This is a genomic window from Bradyrhizobium sp. HKCCYLRH2047, from assembly GCF_051168175.1.
Classification (GTDB): Bacteria; Pseudomonadota; Alphaproteobacteria; order Rhizobiales; family Xanthobacteraceae; genus Bradyrhizobium.
Genome location: NZ_JBNPUM010000011.1, coordinates 84,689 through 99,323 on the forward strand (window position 1 = coordinate 84,689; position 14,635 = coordinate 99,323).

Consider the following 14,635-nt stretch of genomic DNA (forward strand, 5'->3'; position numbering starts at 1 on the left):
ATGCGAGGCGTTCCCGCGCCGGGAACCCGTTGCCTGACGCCGCGATCGCAGTGACCGGATCATGCTCAACAGTCTCGATCTCGAAGGCCGTCCCGAAGACACCAGGGTCGTCGTCGCCATGTCCGGCGGCGTGGACTCCTCGGTGACGGCCGCGCTGTTGAAGTCGGAAGGCTACGACGTCGTCGGCATCACTCTGCAGCTCTACGATCACGGCGCGGCGACGCACCGCAAGGGCGCGTGCTGCGCCGGCCAGGACATCCACGATGCCCGCAACGTTGCCGAGCGCCTCGGCATCCCGCATTACGTGCTGGACTACGAAGATCGCTTCCGCGAGTCGGTGATCGACAATTTCGCCGCCAGCTACGCTTCGGGCGAGACGCCGGTGCCGTGCATCGAGTGCAACCGCGCGATCAAGTTCGGCGATCTCCTGAAGACCGCGCGCGAGCTCGGCGCCTCCGTGCTCGCCACCGGCCATTACGTCGCCTCGCGGCGGCTGGCGGACGGATCGCGCGCGCTCATCTGCGCGGCGGACAGCGATCGCGACCAGAGCTACTTCCTGTTCGCGACCACGCGCGAGCAGCTCGATTACCTGCGCTTTCCGCTCGGCGACATGACCAAGCCGGAGGTGCGCGAGCTCGCGCGCCGCTTCGGCCTGGAGGTCGCCGACAAGCACGACAGCCAGGACATCTGCTTCGTGCCGACCGGCCGCTACACCGACATCATCGGCAAGCTGCGCCCGAACGCGATGGAGCCGGGCGAGATCGTCGATCTCAGCGGCCGCGTGCTCGGCGCGCATCACGGCATCGCCAACTACACGATCGGCCAGCGCAAGGGCCTCGGCATCGCTGCCGGCGCGCCGCTCTACGTCGTCAAGCTGGACGTCGCCACCCGCCGCGTCGTGGTCGGCCCGCGCGAGGCGCTGCGCACGCATCGCATCACGCTCCGCGAGGTCAACTGGATCGGTGATGGCGCGCTCGACGCGGCCGCGCGCGAGGGCCTCGAATTGTTCGTGCGGGTGCGCTCGACGCGGCCGCCGCAGCCGGCCTGGCTGCGCGGTGCGGACGGCCGTTACGAGGTCGAGCTCGTTGCCGGTGAAGAGGGCGTCTCGCCGGGCCAGGCCTGCGTGTTCTACGATGCCGCGTCCGGCCGCGCCCGCGTGCTCGGTGGCGGCTTCATCCAGAGCGCTGTTGCGGAAAGCAGCAGCTTGGGCGGCAACGCGATCAGGCCGCAGCGCGTGGCCGAGCCGGTCCGCGGCTGATCAGCATCCATCATTCAGGGCAGGGGCATGGGGGACATCGACCGCGCGGGGGTCGAAAAGGCCTATGAGCGCTGGGCGCCGATCTACGATCTGGTGTTCGGCAAGGTCTTCGATCAGGGCCGCCAATCGACCATCGCGGAAGCCGATCGCATCGGCGGCCGCATTCTCGACGTCGGCGTCGGCACCGGTCTGTCTTTGTCGGACTACGCCCGGACCACGAGGATCTGCGGCGTCGATATCTCCGAGCCGATGCTGCGGCGGGCGCAGGCCCGCGTGCGCGAGCTGAAGCTCTTCAATGTCGAGACGCTCGCGGTGATGGATGCCAAGCATCTCGCGTTCCCCGACAATTTCTTCGACGCGGTGGTCGCGCAATACGTCATCACTGCGGTGCCGGATCCCGAAGCGACGCTCGATGATTTCATCCGCGTGCTGAAGCCGGGCGGCGAGCTGATCCTGGTCAACCATATCGGCGCCGAGAGCGGCCCGCGCCGCATCTTCGAGCTCGCCTTCGCGCCGATCGCGCGCCGACTCGGCTGGCGGCCGGAGTTCCCCTGGGCCCGGCTGGTGAACTGGGCTGCAAAGCATGGCGGCGTCACCTTGGCCGAGCGCCGGCCGATGCCGCCGCTCGGACACTTCTCGCTCATTCGCTACCGCAAGGGCTGATCACCGGATACCCTGGCCGTGCGCTTTGCCAGGCCATCCGCGCGGAACGCGAACGCGCGGTTTGCGTTGCCCCGCCATGAGCATCAGGCAAACCTTGTTCCTCTCGTTCGCACTGGTCTCGGCCGCGGCTGCGGCCCGCGCCCAGGCGCCGCCGACGCCGGCCACGCCGCCGCAGGCAACGGCGCCGGCCCCCAACGCGAATGCCGCTTGTGCGCCGAATGCCCGCGCGACGGCGACGCCTGACGGCATCACCACCGGCCGCGCCGGCGAGCTGCTCGGCGACAAGCTGGCGAAGACCAACGGCGTGTTGTGTCCGCCGAGCGGGGTCGACCCGGAAATGCACGCGCCGACCCCGGAGGGCGGCACGACCCCGGTGATCCCGCCGCCCGGCAGCCCCGGCGGCAATCCGAACGTACAGCCGAAGTGAGCCTCTTGTGATCCGCATTGCCGAGCAGCTGCTGTTGGTCGCACACGTCGGCGTGTGACCCTCGACGAGCGGCGGATACATGCGCAAGGCCTTGGAGAGTCGTCCGGAAATCCCCTCGTGCGAAAACCGCTGCTGCCCGCGAGCTTTGCTTGACAGGGGCGGAGACGCCTCCTTATATGCCGCCCGTTCACAAGGTCCGGCGGCCCGCTTCAACCGGTCTTGCCTTGATCGAACACCGTGGCGGGGTAGCTCAGCTGGTTAGAGCACGGGAATCATAATCCTGGGGTCGGGGGTTCGAGTCCCTCCCCCGCTACCAACGGTCCCCTCCCCCACCCGAACGCTTCGTCCCCATTCTCCCGGTCCGCAAGGCTGGCGCGCCACGCCACGGCGCGGCCTACGATGCCAGCCGCGCGATCACCAGATCGAGCACAGCGCGCAGCCGCGCCAGCCGGCGCAGATCTCGATGATAGCCGAGATAGGTGTCCCGCCCCGGCGGCTGCTCGCCGACGTCGACCTGCTGGAGGCCGGGCGTAGCGTCTCCGAGCGGTCGGGGCAGGACGGCAAGGCCCGCTCCCTGCGCGCAGAGAATGGCCTGAACGTCCCGGTTGTTGCTCCGCATCGCGACCTCCGCCTTCGGGAGTTTCTTCGCCAGCCAGCGCGCGTCGGGCATGTCGGCGAAGGCCGTGTCCATGGTGACGACCCTGATCCCTTCGCCGTCGCCTCCGACGTTCCGGGGGCCGTGAACCGGGCCGTACACGGCATAGGGAATGTGCAAGAGCCGCCGCGAGATCACCTCCGGCTCGTCGAACGACCGAATGCGGAACACGAGGTCCGCCTCGCGGCGGGGAAGGCTGTAGAGCCGAGCATCGGTCAGCAGCTCGACACAAACGCGCGGGTGGAGACGGCCGAACTCGGCAAGGACAGGCGCCAGCATCAAGCGGCCAAACCAGTCCGACGATGAGATCCTGAGGAAGCCGTCGAGTTGCGCCTGCGTTCCGGCCAGGCGTCGCTCGAAGGCGAGCGCTTCCTCCTCCACGCGCTCGGCGTGGGCCAGCACGGCCGTGCCTTCGTGTGTGAGCACGAAACCCTCGGACGTCCGCTGGAACAGCGTCTGGTTCACGGCGGCCTCAAGGGCTGCGAGGCGGCGTCCCATGGTCGGTTGAGACAGGCCGAGCCGACGCGCTGCAGCACCGAGCGTGCCCTCGCGCGCAATGGCAAGGAAGATCCGCAGGTCGCTCCACTCCATGCCGGTCCTTTCAAAAACAGCGCGACGGGATCGCTGGACACCTATTCAGAACTGAATGAATTACGTACAAATTCGATGATGTCCATTCAGAACATGAGGGATCATGGTCTCCGCCATCACAGCAGGAGGTTCTCAATGACCCATTCGATGATGGCTGCCGTCCTCCCCGAAACTGGCGCGCCGCTCCGCGTCACCCCGATCAGCCGCCCGACGCCGGGGCACGGTGAGGTCCTTGTGCGCATCGCCGCGGCGGGCACCAACCCGTTGGACGCCAAGATCCAAGCCGGCCAGGCCGCGCATGCCAAGCATCCCGCGCCCGCCATCCTCGGGCTGGACATGGCTGGGACGGTCGAGGTCGTCGGCCCCGGCGTCACCCGGTTTCGCCCTGGCGACGAGGTGTACGGCATGGTCGGCGGCGTCGGCGGTCATCCCGGAACGCTGGCCGAATATGTCAGCGCCGATGAGGATCTGCTTGCGGCCAAGCCGGCCAACCTCTCCATGCGCGAGGCCGCGGTTCTGCCCCTCGTGACGATCACGGCCTGGGAGGGTCTTGTCGATCGCGTCGGCATTCGACAAGGACAGACGCTCCTTGTGCTGGGCGGAGCCGGTGGCGTCGGTCACATCGTGGTCCAGCTGGGGCTCGCATTCGGTGCAACGGTCCATGCCACGGGAAGCGCGGAGAGCAGGCCCGTGATCGAGCGCCTTGGCGCGACCTTCATCGACCGGCACGAGCCGATTGCCGAAGCGGTCGGCCGCGTGACGGGCGGGCGTGGCTTCGACGTCGTGTACGATACGGTTGGCGCTCTCGACGTCGCCTTCGCCGCGGTGGCGAGGTTTGGTCACGTGACCTCATCGCTGGGGTGGGGCACCCATCCGCTCGCGCCTCTCTCGTTCAAGGGCGGCACCTATTCCGGCGTTTTCACCCTCCTGCCGCTGATCGAGGGTGAAGGACGGCGGCACCACGGCGAGATTCTCGAGAAGGCCGCGCAGATGGTCGAGGCCGGCAAGCTCACGCCGCTGCTCGACCCGCGCCGGTTCGCACTCGAGGACGTCGGCGCGGCCTATGACGCCCTCAAGAAGGGGGGTGGCGCAGGCAAGATTGCGGTCGACATCGGGGCGGCGTGAGCTTGCTCGACCAATCACGGCTGCACAGGTTTCACTCGCAAATGGCAACGCCAAGGGATCGCGCGATGAGAGTCTGGTGCCGCGCCCGCTTCGACCACCTTGTCGACAAAGCCGGAGCAGGCCTCTTCGCCACCGTCGACCAGGTGACACCCGAGATGTTCGATAACCTGCTCGCCACGCATCTCAAGGGTTCGTTCTTCCTCGATCGAGGTCTCCGGTGGGGACCAGATCTGACAGGCGAGACATGGTGACGGCCAGCGAGACACGTCACGCGCGGGGCTTGCCTCAGGCGGCGGAAGTCACCTCGTTCCGCATGAAGCCGGGGATTGCGGCGAAGCAGGCCGTCGAAGCCGGCCGTGACATCGATGCTTGGCTTCGTCAGCAGCCCGGCTTCGTCTCCCGGCTCATGATCTCCAACGCGGATGGCTCGATCACCGACATCGTCGTCTGGAGGTCTGAGCGGCACGGTCAGAATTCGTCGAGAAGGCTAATGGCCGAGACCGCGTTCTCGCCCTTCCACGCAATGGTCGATGGCAAGTCGGTCGACTGGAGATTCGCTGCCGTCCTGATCTGAACGCAGGCGAGGACATGCGCAGCACGCCTGCAGTTGCCCGCACATTCACGGGTGAACGTGTCGCTCGCACCGGATTGCGCAAGGCGGGCTTCGACCTATTCTCTATCGACACCACCCAGACGACAACTCCATGGCGCCCTCGCTAGCACCGCCCGAGCTCGAGGTCGCGGACCTTCTGAACCATGTCCGTCACGGATGTCGCCTCGAGCTTTCTGAAGGCATTGCTTCGATGCATCTTCACCGTGATGAGGGAAATCCCGAGTTCGGCCGCGATCTGCTTGTTGACCAGGCCGCGATCGAGAGCCGTCAGGACCTCCATCTCTCGCGGCGTCAATCGGGTGGCGCGATCCCTCAAGTGATCCTTCGCGCGCTCCTCCTTCTGCCGTCGCGCCTCGATGTCAATGGCTTCGTCGACCGCCGTGAGGAGGTTCCGCGGCTGGAATGGCTTCTCCACGAAGTTGATTGCGCCGGATCGCATGGCGCTGACAGCGGTCGACACATCCGCGTCGCGGGCGCTCATGATGATCGGGGTTCGGACGTTGCGTGCAAAGAGATGCTGCTGCAGCGCCAAGCCGCTCTTGCCCGGCAACCGGACGTCGATCAGGAGGCAGCCGACTTCGCGATCAACGCCCCTGGTGAGCAGCGAAGCTATCGAATCGTGCCACCTGGACTCGAGACCCGCTGACATCAAGATGGCATCGAGTACGTCTCGCGACGTCGTGTCGTCATCGACGACAGCGACGACATGAGGTGGTGGGATCTCCGGCCTGGCCAACCTGAGATGGTGCAACTCGCCGCGGCCACGCGTCCGCGCACCGTGCTGCAGGAGAGGGGAGTCCGCAGCCGAATGCGAGGATGTTCGACGGCGAGGAAGCTCTGCCGTCATTCTGCGATGAACGCGAGAATGTCTGCGTTGAGGACGTCGGCATGGATCGTCAGCATGCCGTGCGGAAAGCCCTTGTAGAGCTTCAAGGTGCCATGCTTGAGCTGTTTGGCCGACAGCAGCGCGGCGTCTTGATAAGGCACGATCTGATCGTCATCGCCGTGCATGACCAGCGTCGGTACATCGATGAGCTTGAGGTCCTCGTTGAAGTCCGTTTCCGAGAACACCCTGATGCATTCATAATGCGCGTGGGCTGCGCCCATCATGCCCTGACGCCACCAATTGTCGACGACACCCTCGATGAGGCGCGCGCCCGGCCGGTTGAAGCCGTAGAACGGAATCGGCACATCGCGATAGAACTGCGCCCGGTTGGCCGCGAGCTGGGCGCGGAGATCATCGAATACGGCGAGCGGCGTGCCGTCTGGATTAGCTGACGTCTTGAGCATGATCGGAGGGATCGCGCTGACCAGAACGGCCTTTGCAACGCGCCCCTGGCCGTGACGGGCGACGTAGCGCGTGACCTCGCCGCCGCCGGTCGAGTGTCCGACGTGGACGGTATTGCGCAGATCGAGCGCGCGCGCGAGCTCCGCCACGTCGGCCGCATAGGTGTCCATGTCATGGCCGGTCGAGGACTGGCTCGACCGGCCGTGACCGCGCCGATCGTGCGCGATCACGCGATAGCCGCGATGCAGAAAGAATAGCATCTGGGTGTCCCAATCGTCGGCGCTGAGCGGCCAGCCGTGATGAAACAGGATCGGCTGTCCGTTGCCCCAATCCTTGTAGAAAATCTCGGTTCCGTCGGTCGTCGTGATGAAGGGCATGGATGCATCTCCAGTTGAGACCCGTCGAGGATTCCGATTGCAGCGCGGGCTACGGCGCGGCCTCGGACGTGAGCGTTCGTTCGACAACGACTTAAAAGAGACCCACCGGAGAAGTCTTCCGTGCGGACTTCCAATCTTGAAAGAATGCACGAGCACGCGCTGGGCAGCTGCAGCGGATGGAGCTACGGTTCAGCTTGTTCGATTGCGGGCGCCCAGCCGCCAAAGCGCCGGGGAGTTTCCGGTCATTCGCCGAAAGGCGGTGGTGAAATGGGCCTGGCTGCTGAAGCCGAGATCGAAGGCGATCGAGACGACTGGCTGTTCCGTCGCTCGAAGCCTCTCCTGGGCGCGGACGATCCGGCGGTGCAGGATATAGGCATGGGGCGGATGCCCGGTGGCGGCCTTGAACTGGGCGGCAAATCGAGATCGGGGAAGGCCAGCGATGTCACTGAGTTGCGACAGGGAGATCGTCCTACCAAGGTGCGCATCGATATAGTCGAGGGCGCGGCCGATACGGTCGGCCGCGGGCTTCGCCGCGTCGCCGGCGCTGATCGTGCGGCCATGATGTCGTTCGATCAAGCGCGAGCCGAACGCCAAGGCGAGCCCTTCCACGAAGGAGGGTCCCGCGATTCCGTCATAGAGGTCCGCGGCCCTGAATGCCAAGGCAAGCTGTCGGAGACCGTCGTCGACGATCCGGTCGGTCTCGAACAGACAGATGTCGCCCGATGGCAAACGCCCGAGCACGCTGTTCATGCACTCGCGCAGCAGATCCTGCGAGAGAAAAACCCTGAGATTGTCGAGCCGGCCCCTGGCCACCCCGCGCCAACGTCCCTGCCGCGGGCCGGTGATCAGCATGGCATTCGGCTCCTCGCCGCCGCTCCAGACGCTGCGTCCGGAGATCAGCAACTCTTGTCGCGCGCGCCGCTGCACCAGCGTCACGACGTGTGAATCATCCTCGCAATCGGAGCAGACTTCGATAGGACCGTTGTGCTCGCTTCGCCAGCGCGACAGGCCGACTTGAAGATGGCGGCCGTTTGCGAGCGTGGCGGGGGCAGGCTTGGCGCGCCATTGAGTTTCGTCGTGCACCAGCATGGAGAGACCTCGTCGAGAAATCGTTTAGTTAGACAGCGCCGACCGGATGCGAAAGAGGCCGTAGGCCGCAGCGCCATCGATTGACGTGCGAATTGGAAAGTCATTCGCACTTTCAGGAAGCAAGCATGGTCTCTCGTCCGCTAGATGTCGTGACCAGCCGTCGCAACGCTGCGCCGAGGCCAGATTGTGGTGGCTGCCGGGAGACGTTGCTGCCGAACGGGCAATGGGAGATCGCAAGATGACACTGGCTGAGAACCATTCCCGCCGAACGTTCTGCATCTGCTGTATCGCCGCAGCCGGTGCAGTTGCCGCGGGAGGCTGGCTCACGCCATCGCAGGCGTTTGCCGAAGCCCGCAACATCGTGGATACGATCCGCGACGCGGCGGCGCATGCGCCGATCAAGGTCCACGCGCTACGCGGCGATGTCAGCATTCTCGAAGGATCCGGCGGCAACATCGCGGTTCTCTCCGGACGCGACGGCAAGCTGCTTGTCGATGCAGGCATTACGGCGTCGCGTCCGAAGCTGCTGCAGAGTCTGAATACCATTGGCCGCGGCCCTGTGACGCGCCTGATCAACTCGCACTGGCATTTCGACCATACTGACGGGAATGCGTGGTTGAACGGCGAGGGAGCGGCGATCGTCGCCCACGCGAACACCCGCAAGCATCTGTTGTCAGCGCAGCGCGTCGAGGACTGGGACTACAACTTCCCGACATCGCCGCTCGCCGCAGTTCCGAGCGAGACCGTCAGCGCCGAGACGACGCTGAAGCACGGCGGCGCGACGGTTGTGCTCCGGCCCTACGGCGCTGCGCATACCGATTCCGATTTGTCGATCACGTTCACCGAGGCCGACGTCCTGCACTGTGGCGACACGTACTGGAACGGAATCTATCCTTTCATCGACTATTCGACCGGCGGCAGCATCGACGGCATGATCAAGGCCGCCGATGCCAATCTGGCCGCGGCGGGCGACAGGACGATCGTCGTTCCCGGACATGGCGCGCCCGTGAGCAACAGGAAAGAGCTCGCGGTTTATCGGGACATGCTCTCCGCCATCCGCGACAATGTCGCCAAGCTGAAGCAGCAGGGACGTTCGGTGGAGGAGGCCATCGCGGCCAAGCCGACCACGGCCTTCGACAGCCGCTTCGGCCAATTCCTGATCACGCCGGCGTTCTTTACCCGACTGGTCTACCAGGGCGTCTGACGTCCGCGGCCGAGACGAAATCATGGCACAGCGCGGCGCCAGCGTCCGGGCGCTTCTCCGACCAGGCGCCGGAACACATTGATGAAATGCGTTTCGCTCTTGAATCCGACGGAGATGGCAACATCCCGGATCGATCGCTCGGGATCGAGCAGCAGCCGCTTCGACGCATGAACCCGGCACTGGAGGACATACATGTGGGGCGACATGCCGGTGGAGGCCTTGAACTGAGCTGCGAAATGCATGCGGCTGAGACCCGCGGCGGCGCTCAGATCCGCCAGCGCGATCGGCTGTTGAAGATGAGCATCAATGAAGGCCTTTGCCCGATTCAGCCGCCACGGTGTCAGCGGCGACAGCTTTCGCTTCGGCGAATGCTCCTGCTTCAGGTGGTAGCGCCCGATCAGGTGGGCCGCGAAGCTGATGCTCAGGCTGTCGAGGAACAACCGGCTCGGGGCGGCGTCATCGGCGAAGGCGCGCATCAGCGACGTCATCAGGTGACGCAGCACCTTGTCGTCCGCTTCCTGCGGGCCGAACAACTCCATCGAAGGGTCGGCGGGCCTGCCGCTGATGTCCTCGTAACATTCCGTCACGGTGGCCGGAGAGACGAACGCCCGCAGGATCGCGTAGTCCTCGCGATAGATTGCCCGCGCATTGGGAAGCGCGGGCCCTGTCAGGACGATGGTGCCTGGAACGACGTCGCCATCGATCACGGACCGTCCGGCAATGGAGAGCGACAGGTTCGTGCACCGCACGGCGTAAGACACCGTGTAGGGCAGGTCGGCCAGATCGGCTTGCACCTCGAGTGCGGCTCTGTCGATCCTTCCGCTCCACATCGAGACCGAGAGTCGTGCTCCGCCGTCCGCGGTCAGCGATGGTGAGTGCGGTGGCTCGCGCCAGCGTCGTTCGGCAGGGATGTGCGCCAGGCTTGGCAGCGAGGTGACCAGGGCCGGCACATGTCGGCCCGTGTGCGATAGTCGCGTCGCCGTGTTGGCTTCTCTGGCCTCGTTGTCCATTGCGCGCCTCCGTCCTTGACCGAGGGGGATGATCCATACAATCTGTCAGAAGAAGCATGCAATCAAAGGAATTGCGGAGAATTGCATGGATTGGCTCCCTACACTTTCCGAATGGCAAGGGCCGCTGTTCGTCCGCATCGTCGATGCGCTCGCCGCGGATATCGCGAGCGGACGGCTGCTGCGTGGGCAGCGGCTGCCGACGCACCGCAGCCTCGCGGCGGAGCTGAGGATCGATCTGACGACGGTCACACGCGCCTATAGCGAGGCGCGTCGTCGAGGCTTGATCGAGGGGCGCGTCGGGCAGGGGACGTTCGTGTCCGAGACCACGGCGCGTGCGTCTCCGGACCAGCCGGCCACGGTCACCATCGACCTCTCGATGAACCTGCCGCCACAGCCGGTCGAGGCGCAGCTCGAACGGCGGATCGAGCAGGGGCTTTCGACCATTCGCACGGAGGCCGGCTTGAGCGCGTTTCTGAGCTACGCGCCGCCGGGCGGCAGCGTGGACCAGCGCGAAGCTGCCGCCCTCTGGCTGCAACCGCGGCTGTCTCATGCCTCGCCCGAGCGGATCGTGATCTATCCGGGATCGCAAGCGATCATCTTCAATGCTCTGCTGGCGCTGACGCAGCCGGGCGATGTCGTCGTGACGGAGGCGCTCACCTTTCCCGGAATCAAGGCAGCCGCTGCGCAGCTCGGTGTGCGTCTCATCGGGGCTGCCATGGATCTGGAGGGGGTCCGGCCCGACGCGCTGGATGACGCCGTGCGCAAGCACCGGCCGAAGGCGGTCTATCTGGTTCCGACACAGCAGAATCCGACTACCGCGACGATGAGCGCCGGACGGCGGCAGGCAATCGCCGACATCATCCGCAAGCGCAACACCGTGCTGATCGAGGATGATGCCTATGGCCCGCTGGAGCCGCGCGTCGCGCCGATCGCGACCTTGATCCCCGAGCGAACCTATTATGCGGCCAGCATCGCCAAATGCATCGCGCCGGCCCTGCGTGTCGCCTATCTGCTGGCGCCCGACGACAAGGCCGAGCAGATGATGCGCGTCAACCTGCAGGCAACGATGCAGATGCCGGCGTCGCCGATGGTTGCGCTGGTCACGCACTGGCTGAAGTCCGGTGTCGCCGACGAGATCATCCGCGCCATCCGCAACGAGGCCGCCGCCCGTCAGCAGCTCGCGTCGCGTCTGCTGAAGGGAGTGACCTATGCCGCGCGTCCCGCCAGTCATCATCTTTGGATGCCGCTGTCGCCGCAGCTCGACGGCACCGACCTGCTGTCGCATCTGATGCGGAACGGCCTGGCCGTCGTCGGTGAGGTCGCGTTCGCGGTCGGCCAGCCGGCACCGCGCGGTCTGCGTCTCTCTCTCGGAGCGGCACGCAACCGGGCCGAGCTCGGCCAGGCATTGCAGGTGCTGTCGCGCGCAGTCACCGCGCGCCCCGTCAGACAGATCGTATAGCGCGATCCCCGGGCGTTCACATCCCCCGGTATAATGGAGGCGCCACCGAATTGCAGATAAGCCTCTGCGACCTCCGTCATCCTGAGGGCACGCATGAGCATCGAAAAGCCGTCTCACACCTGGCTCCGGTCCGATGAGGGAGGCGGCATCTCGCGTCGACGCTTCGTCAAGGCGTCGGCGGTCGCCGTCAGCGTCTCGATAGCCGGCGAAGCGCTCGCCGACGATCTGGCCGACGTGCCGGCGCGGGAGCCGGGTGATGCGTTGTCCGCCTTCAGCGCGCGCTCGCCCTATGTTCACATCGGACGGATTCCGGAGGCGACGCCCGGCAAGCGGAATGTCGATCCCGCCGATGCGATCAACTCTAAGACGCCACTCGACAGGCTCGTCGGCACGATCACCCCGTCGGATCTGCACTATGAGCGCAGCCATTCCGGTGTTCCGAACATCGATCCGGCCAGGCACAGGCTGCTCATCCACGGCATGACACGCGAGCAGCTTGTGCTGACGCCCGATGACATCGCGCGAATGCCCTCGATCTCGCGCGTCGTTTTCATCGAGTGCACCGGCAATGGCTGGGAGAACTGGAAGAAGGCCGACCCCAATCTGACGGTGCAGAATACCCATGGTCTCGTCAGCAGCAACGAATGGACCGGTGTCCCGCTTCGCCATCTGATCGAGCTGGTCGGCAAGGATCATCGCTCCGCCTGGATGCTGGCCGAGGGCGGCGACGCGGCGGGCGTTGCACGAAGCATCCCGCTCACGGATGAGATCATGGACGAGGCGTTCGTCGCCTATGGCCAGAACGGCGAGCCGCTGCGGCCGGCCCATGGCTTCCCGTTGCGTCTCATCATGCCCGGATTCGAAGGCAATCTGAACATCAAATGGCTGCGCCGCCTGAAGTTCGGCGACGCGCCCTGGATGACGCGCTGGGAGACCGCGCGCTACACCCAGCTGCTGGCCAACGGCAAGGCGATGCAGTTCCAGCTCAGGATGGAGACCAATTCCGTCATCACCTCGCCCTCGGGGACGATGACGATCCGCCCCGGCTACAACCGCATCACCGGCCTGGCCTGGAGCGGCCATGGTCGGATCGCAAAGGTCGAGGTGAGCACCGACGCGGCCCGAACCTGGCAGCAGGCCCGGTTGAACCATCCCGTGCTGCCGAAGGCGCAGGCGCGCTTCCAGCTCGACTGGCAGTGGGACGGCAAGCCCACCAGGATCGTCAGCCGCTCGACCGACGAGAAGGGCAACGTGCAGCCCGATCGCAAATCGTTCATCGCGAAGACCGGGACCAACGCGCTGTTCCACTACAGCGCCCAGCAGACATGGAGTATCAGCGGCGATGGGAAGGTCAGCAATGTTCTCGCCTGAGCGCCTTTTCGCTACCGCGCTGGCCGCGGCGCTTCTCGTCTGTCCGGCACATGCGGCCGAATTCGGACGCCCGGCAACGGCGCAGGAGATCAGGCTATGGGACATCGACGTCCGTCCCGACGGCAAGGGCTTGCCAGAGGGCAGCGGCACGGCCGCGCGTGGCAGGGAGCTGTTTGCCGAGAACTGTGCCGCCTGCCATGGCGAAGGCGGGCAGGGCGGCATCAAGGATCGTCTGGTGGGCGGTCAGGGGACGCTCGCCTCTGGCAATCCGGTGAAGACCGTCGGCAGTTTCTGGCCTTATGCCACGACCTTGTTCGACTACATCCATCGCGCCATGCCGTACCAGGCTCCGGGCTCGCTCAGCGTCGACGACTACTACGCATTGTCGGCCTACATCCTCAGCCTGAACGGCATCCTGCCGCCGGACGGCCGTCTCGATCAGGCCTCGCTTCCGAAGGTTAGAATGCCGAACCGCGACGGCTTCGTTCCCGTGCCGGAGTTCAGCAGGGTGCGGGCGCCAAAATGAGCGGATCAGGCTGCCGGCAATCCGCCGGCCGGGGCCTCGTGATCGGGTGGACGCTCGCTCTGCTCGGCCTTCTGACATTGTCGACAACGATCGGAGCACAAGCCATGGACCCGAACGGGCTGATCACGATTCAAAGCCATAATGATCCGGGCACCACGATGCGGAAGCTGCAGGACGCGGTCACATCGAGGGGACTGACGATCTTTGCTCATGTCGACCATCGGGCCGGCGCCGTCGAGGCGGGCATGACGCTGCGCCCGACCGACCTGCTGATCTTCGGCAGCCCCAAAGGGGGAACGCCGCTGATGCAGGCCGCACAGACCAGCGGCATCGATCTGCCCCTGAAGGTCCTCGTGTGGCAGGACGCCGAGGGCCGCACCTGGTTGTCCTACAATGACCCGGCCTGGCTGCTGGGGCGTCACGGCCGACCGGCGGCGGCCGAGCCGGCCGTGCGGGCCATGACCGGCGCGCTCGAGGCGATTGCCGGAGCCGCGGCGTCCGAAGCGTCGCCGCAATAGGGGCGCATGCCATGCCGCGCATATCCTGGCGTTCGCTGTGGGGAGAGATGGCGTCGGATGCCCGCACCATGGGGGCCAGCGCCTATCTGCTCGTCGCAGCATTGCTGTCGATGCTGGTTGCGGTGATCGTCGTCGCGGTTCTCGGCTGGTCGTCCGCAGAAGGCACCGACGTGCCGTCGTCAGGCTATGCCGCGATGGCCATCGGCGTGCTGTTCTCGCTCGTATGCGGCATCGGGCTGATGGTGCTGGTGTTCTATAGCAGCCGTGCCGGCTATGATGAGCCGCCGACGATCGTGTCGCGGGACGCCGACGATCAGCCAGGTCCGCCGGGCCTGGTCTAGGCGGATGTTGCGGCGTGGCAAGATAGAGGCGGGGCTGATTAACCTCACACTGGACAACGTCCAAGCCCTGGCAGTAGCGCCCGGCGTTGAGCCCGCCGATATGCTGAAGTGGCCTCGTCA

General features: G+C 65.8%; 16 protein-coding genes and 1 tRNA gene. 12 read left to right on the plus strand and 5 right to left on the minus strand.

Translation table 11 applies throughout. The features are described 5' to 3' along the window. Positions 1–61: 61 nt before the first annotated feature. The 4 genes from mnmA to ACQR1D_RS24785 all read left to right on the plus strand — a co-directional run bounded on the left by mnmA (position 62) and on the right by ACQR1D_RS24785 (position 2,664). Entirely contained in the window at positions 62–1,258 is a 1,197-nt protein-coding gene (mnmA, locus tag ACQR1D_RS24770) for a tRNA 2-thiouridine(34) synthase MnmA (RefSeq protein ID WP_434894108.1), read from the plus strand. 27 nt (positions 1,259–1,285) lie between these two features. Then, positions 1,286–1,921: a class I SAM-dependent methyltransferase gene (locus ACQR1D_RS24775; RefSeq protein ID WP_315803363.1), complete on the plus strand. Its 636-nt coding sequence runs from the start codon at positions 1,286–1,288 to the stop codon at positions 1,919–1,921. Positions 1,922–1,997: 76 nt separating this feature from the next. Then, entirely contained in the window at positions 1,998–2,348 is a 351-nt protein-coding gene (locus ACQR1D_RS24780) for a hypothetical protein (protein WP_316237562.1), read from the plus strand. A gap of 239 nt (positions 2,349–2,587) precedes the next feature. Then, positions 2,588–2,664 (plus strand) — tRNA-Met (locus ACQR1D_RS24785). 78 nt (positions 2,665–2,742) lie between these two features. Here ACQR1D_RS24785 and ACQR1D_RS24790 read toward each other — a convergent pair. Further along, positions 2,743–3,594, minus strand: a complete 852-nt coding sequence (locus ACQR1D_RS24790) for a LysR family transcriptional regulator (RefSeq protein WP_315803365.1) — start codon at positions 3,592–3,594, stop codon at positions 2,743–2,745. Positions 3,595–3,729: 135 nt separating this feature from the next. Here ACQR1D_RS24790 and ACQR1D_RS24795 point away from each other — a divergent pair, with 135 nt between their 5' ends. Further along, positions 3,730–4,719, plus strand: coding sequence for an alcohol dehydrogenase catalytic domain-containing protein (locus tag ACQR1D_RS24795; RefSeq protein ID WP_434840049.1), 990 nt, complete (start codon positions 3,730–3,732; stop codon positions 4,717–4,719). Between the two features lie 244 nt (positions 4,720–4,963). Further along, positions 4,964–5,293, plus strand: a complete 330-nt coding sequence (locus tag ACQR1D_RS24800) for a hypothetical protein (protein ID WP_316182395.1) — start codon at positions 4,964–4,966, stop codon at positions 5,291–5,293. 142 nt (positions 5,294–5,435) lie between these two features. Here the strand turns inward: ACQR1D_RS24800 and ACQR1D_RS24805 are convergent, their stop codons facing one another. The 3 genes from ACQR1D_RS24805 to ACQR1D_RS24815 all read right to left on the minus strand — a co-directional run bounded on the left by ACQR1D_RS24805 (position 5,436) and on the right by ACQR1D_RS24815 (position 8,086). Beyond that, a complete protein-coding gene (locus tag ACQR1D_RS24805) occupies positions 5,436–6,179 on the minus strand; it encodes a response regulator transcription factor (protein WP_316182396.1) in 744 nt (247 codons plus the stop codon). Continuing rightward, the gene (locus ACQR1D_RS24810) at positions 6,176–6,997 is read right to left on the minus strand and encodes an alpha/beta fold hydrolase (RefSeq protein ID WP_315803369.1); all 822 of its coding nucleotides are present in this window, start codon (positions 6,995–6,997) and stop codon (positions 6,176–6,178) included. Before ACQR1D_RS24810 ends, ACQR1D_RS24805 begins: the two co-directional genes overlap by 4 nt. Positions 6,998–7,186: 189 nt before the next feature. Next, complete coding sequence (locus tag ACQR1D_RS24815; RefSeq protein ID WP_315803370.1) at positions 7,187–8,086, minus strand: AraC family transcriptional regulator; 900 nt, start codon at positions 8,084–8,086, stop codon at positions 7,187–7,189. Between the two features lie 238 nt (positions 8,087–8,324). Here ACQR1D_RS24815 and ACQR1D_RS24820 point away from each other — a divergent pair, with 238 nt between their 5' ends. Continuing rightward, a complete protein-coding gene (locus ACQR1D_RS24820) occupies positions 8,325–9,290 on the plus strand; it encodes an MBL fold metallo-hydrolase (protein ID WP_315803498.1) in 966 nt (321 codons plus the stop codon). 20 nt (positions 9,291–9,310) lie between these two features. On the opposite strand, the gene ACQR1D_RS24825 is transcribed toward ACQR1D_RS24820, so the two are convergent. After that, on the minus strand, positions 9,311–10,300 hold the full coding sequence (locus tag ACQR1D_RS24825) for a helix-turn-helix transcriptional regulator (protein WP_315803371.1): 990 nt from the start codon (positions 10,298–10,300) through the stop codon (positions 9,311–9,313). A gap of 85 nt (positions 10,301–10,385) precedes the next feature. Between ACQR1D_RS24825 and ACQR1D_RS24830 the strand changes: the two genes are divergently transcribed. The 5 genes from ACQR1D_RS24830 (at position 10,386) to ACQR1D_RS24850 (ending at position 14,515) form a co-directional block, all read left to right on the plus strand. After that, complete coding sequence (locus tag ACQR1D_RS24830; RefSeq protein WP_434840050.1) at positions 10,386–11,759, plus strand: PLP-dependent aminotransferase family protein; 1,374 nt, start codon at positions 10,386–10,388, stop codon at positions 11,757–11,759. 93 nt (positions 11,760–11,852) lie between these two features. Continuing rightward, positions 11,853–13,130, plus strand: a complete 1,278-nt coding sequence (gene soxC / locus ACQR1D_RS24835; protein ID WP_316182403.1) for a sulfite dehydrogenase — start codon at positions 11,853–11,855, stop codon at positions 13,128–13,130. Further along, positions 13,117–13,656: a c-type cytochrome gene (locus ACQR1D_RS24840; protein WP_315803374.1), complete on the plus strand. Its 540-nt coding sequence runs from the start codon at positions 13,117–13,119 to the stop codon at positions 13,654–13,656. The genes soxC and ACQR1D_RS24840 overlap by 14 nt, the downstream gene beginning before the upstream one ends. Positions 13,657–13,760: 104 nt before the next feature. Then, positions 13,761–14,174 carry a DUF302 domain-containing protein gene (locus ACQR1D_RS24845; RefSeq protein WP_434840051.1) on the plus strand — a complete coding sequence of 138 codons (414 nt, stop codon included), beginning with the start codon at positions 13,761–13,763 and terminating at the stop codon, positions 14,172–14,174. An 11-nt stretch (positions 14,175–14,185) separates the two neighbouring features. Then, the gene (locus ACQR1D_RS24850) at positions 14,186–14,515 is read left to right on the plus strand and encodes a hypothetical protein (RefSeq protein WP_434840052.1); all 330 of its coding nucleotides are present in this window, start codon (positions 14,186–14,188) and stop codon (positions 14,513–14,515) included. Positions 14,516–14,635: the final 120 nt, after the last annotated feature.

Bases quoted from the DNA above. Each gene is read 5' to 3' on its own strand.
- mnmA (WP_434894108.1), top strand. From the start codon at position 62: ATGCTCAACAGTCTCGATCTCGAAGGCCGTCCCGAAGACACCAGGGTC.
- ACQR1D_RS24775 (WP_315803363.1), top strand. From the start codon at position 1,286: ATGGGGGACATCGACCGCGCGGGGGTCGAAAAGGCCTATGAGCGCTGG.
- ACQR1D_RS24780 (WP_316237562.1), top strand. From the start codon at position 1,998: ATGAGCATCAGGCAAACCTTGTTCCTCTCGTTCGCACTGGTCTCGGCC.
- ACQR1D_RS24790 (WP_315803365.1), bottom strand. From the start codon at position 3,594: ATGGAGTGGAGCGACCTGCGGATCTTCCTTGCCATTGCGCGCGAGGGC.
- ACQR1D_RS24795 (WP_434840049.1), top strand. From the start codon at position 3,730: ATGACCCATTCGATGATGGCTGCCGTCCTCCCCGAAACTGGCGCGCCG.
- ACQR1D_RS24800 (WP_316182395.1), top strand. From the start codon at position 4,964: ATGGTGACGGCCAGCGAGACACGTCACGCGCGGGGCTTGCCTCAGGCG.
- ACQR1D_RS24805 (WP_316182396.1), bottom strand. From the start codon at position 6,179: ATGACGGCAGAGCTTCCTCGCCGTCGAACATCCTCGCATTCGGCTGCG.
- ACQR1D_RS24810 (WP_315803369.1), bottom strand. From the start codon at position 6,997: ATGCCCTTCATCACGACGACCGACGGAACCGAGATTTTCTACAAGGAT.
- ACQR1D_RS24815 (WP_315803370.1), bottom strand. From the start codon at position 8,086: ATGCTGGTGCACGACGAAACTCAATGGCGCGCCAAGCCTGCCCCCGCC.
- ACQR1D_RS24820 (WP_315803498.1), top strand. From the start codon at position 8,325: ATGACACTGGCTGAGAACCATTCCCGCCGAACGTTCTGCATCTGCTGT.
- ACQR1D_RS24825 (WP_315803371.1), bottom strand. From the start codon at position 10,300: ATGGACAACGAGGCCAGAGAAGCCAACACGGCGACGCGACTATCGCAC.
- ACQR1D_RS24830 (WP_434840050.1), top strand. From the start codon at position 10,386: ATGGATTGGCTCCCTACACTTTCCGAATGGCAAGGGCCGCTGTTCGTC.
- soxC (WP_316182403.1), top strand. From the start codon at position 11,853: ATGAGCATCGAAAAGCCGTCTCACACCTGGCTCCGGTCCGATGAGGGA.
- ACQR1D_RS24840 (WP_315803374.1), top strand. From the start codon at position 13,117: ATGTTCTCGCCTGAGCGCCTTTTCGCTACCGCGCTGGCCGCGGCGCTT.
- ACQR1D_RS24845 (WP_434840051.1), top strand. From the start codon at position 13,761: ATGGACCCGAACGGGCTGATCACGATTCAAAGCCATAATGATCCGGGC.
- ACQR1D_RS24850 (WP_434840052.1), top strand. From the start codon at position 14,186: ATGCCGCGCATATCCTGGCGTTCGCTGTGGGGAGAGATGGCGTCGGAT.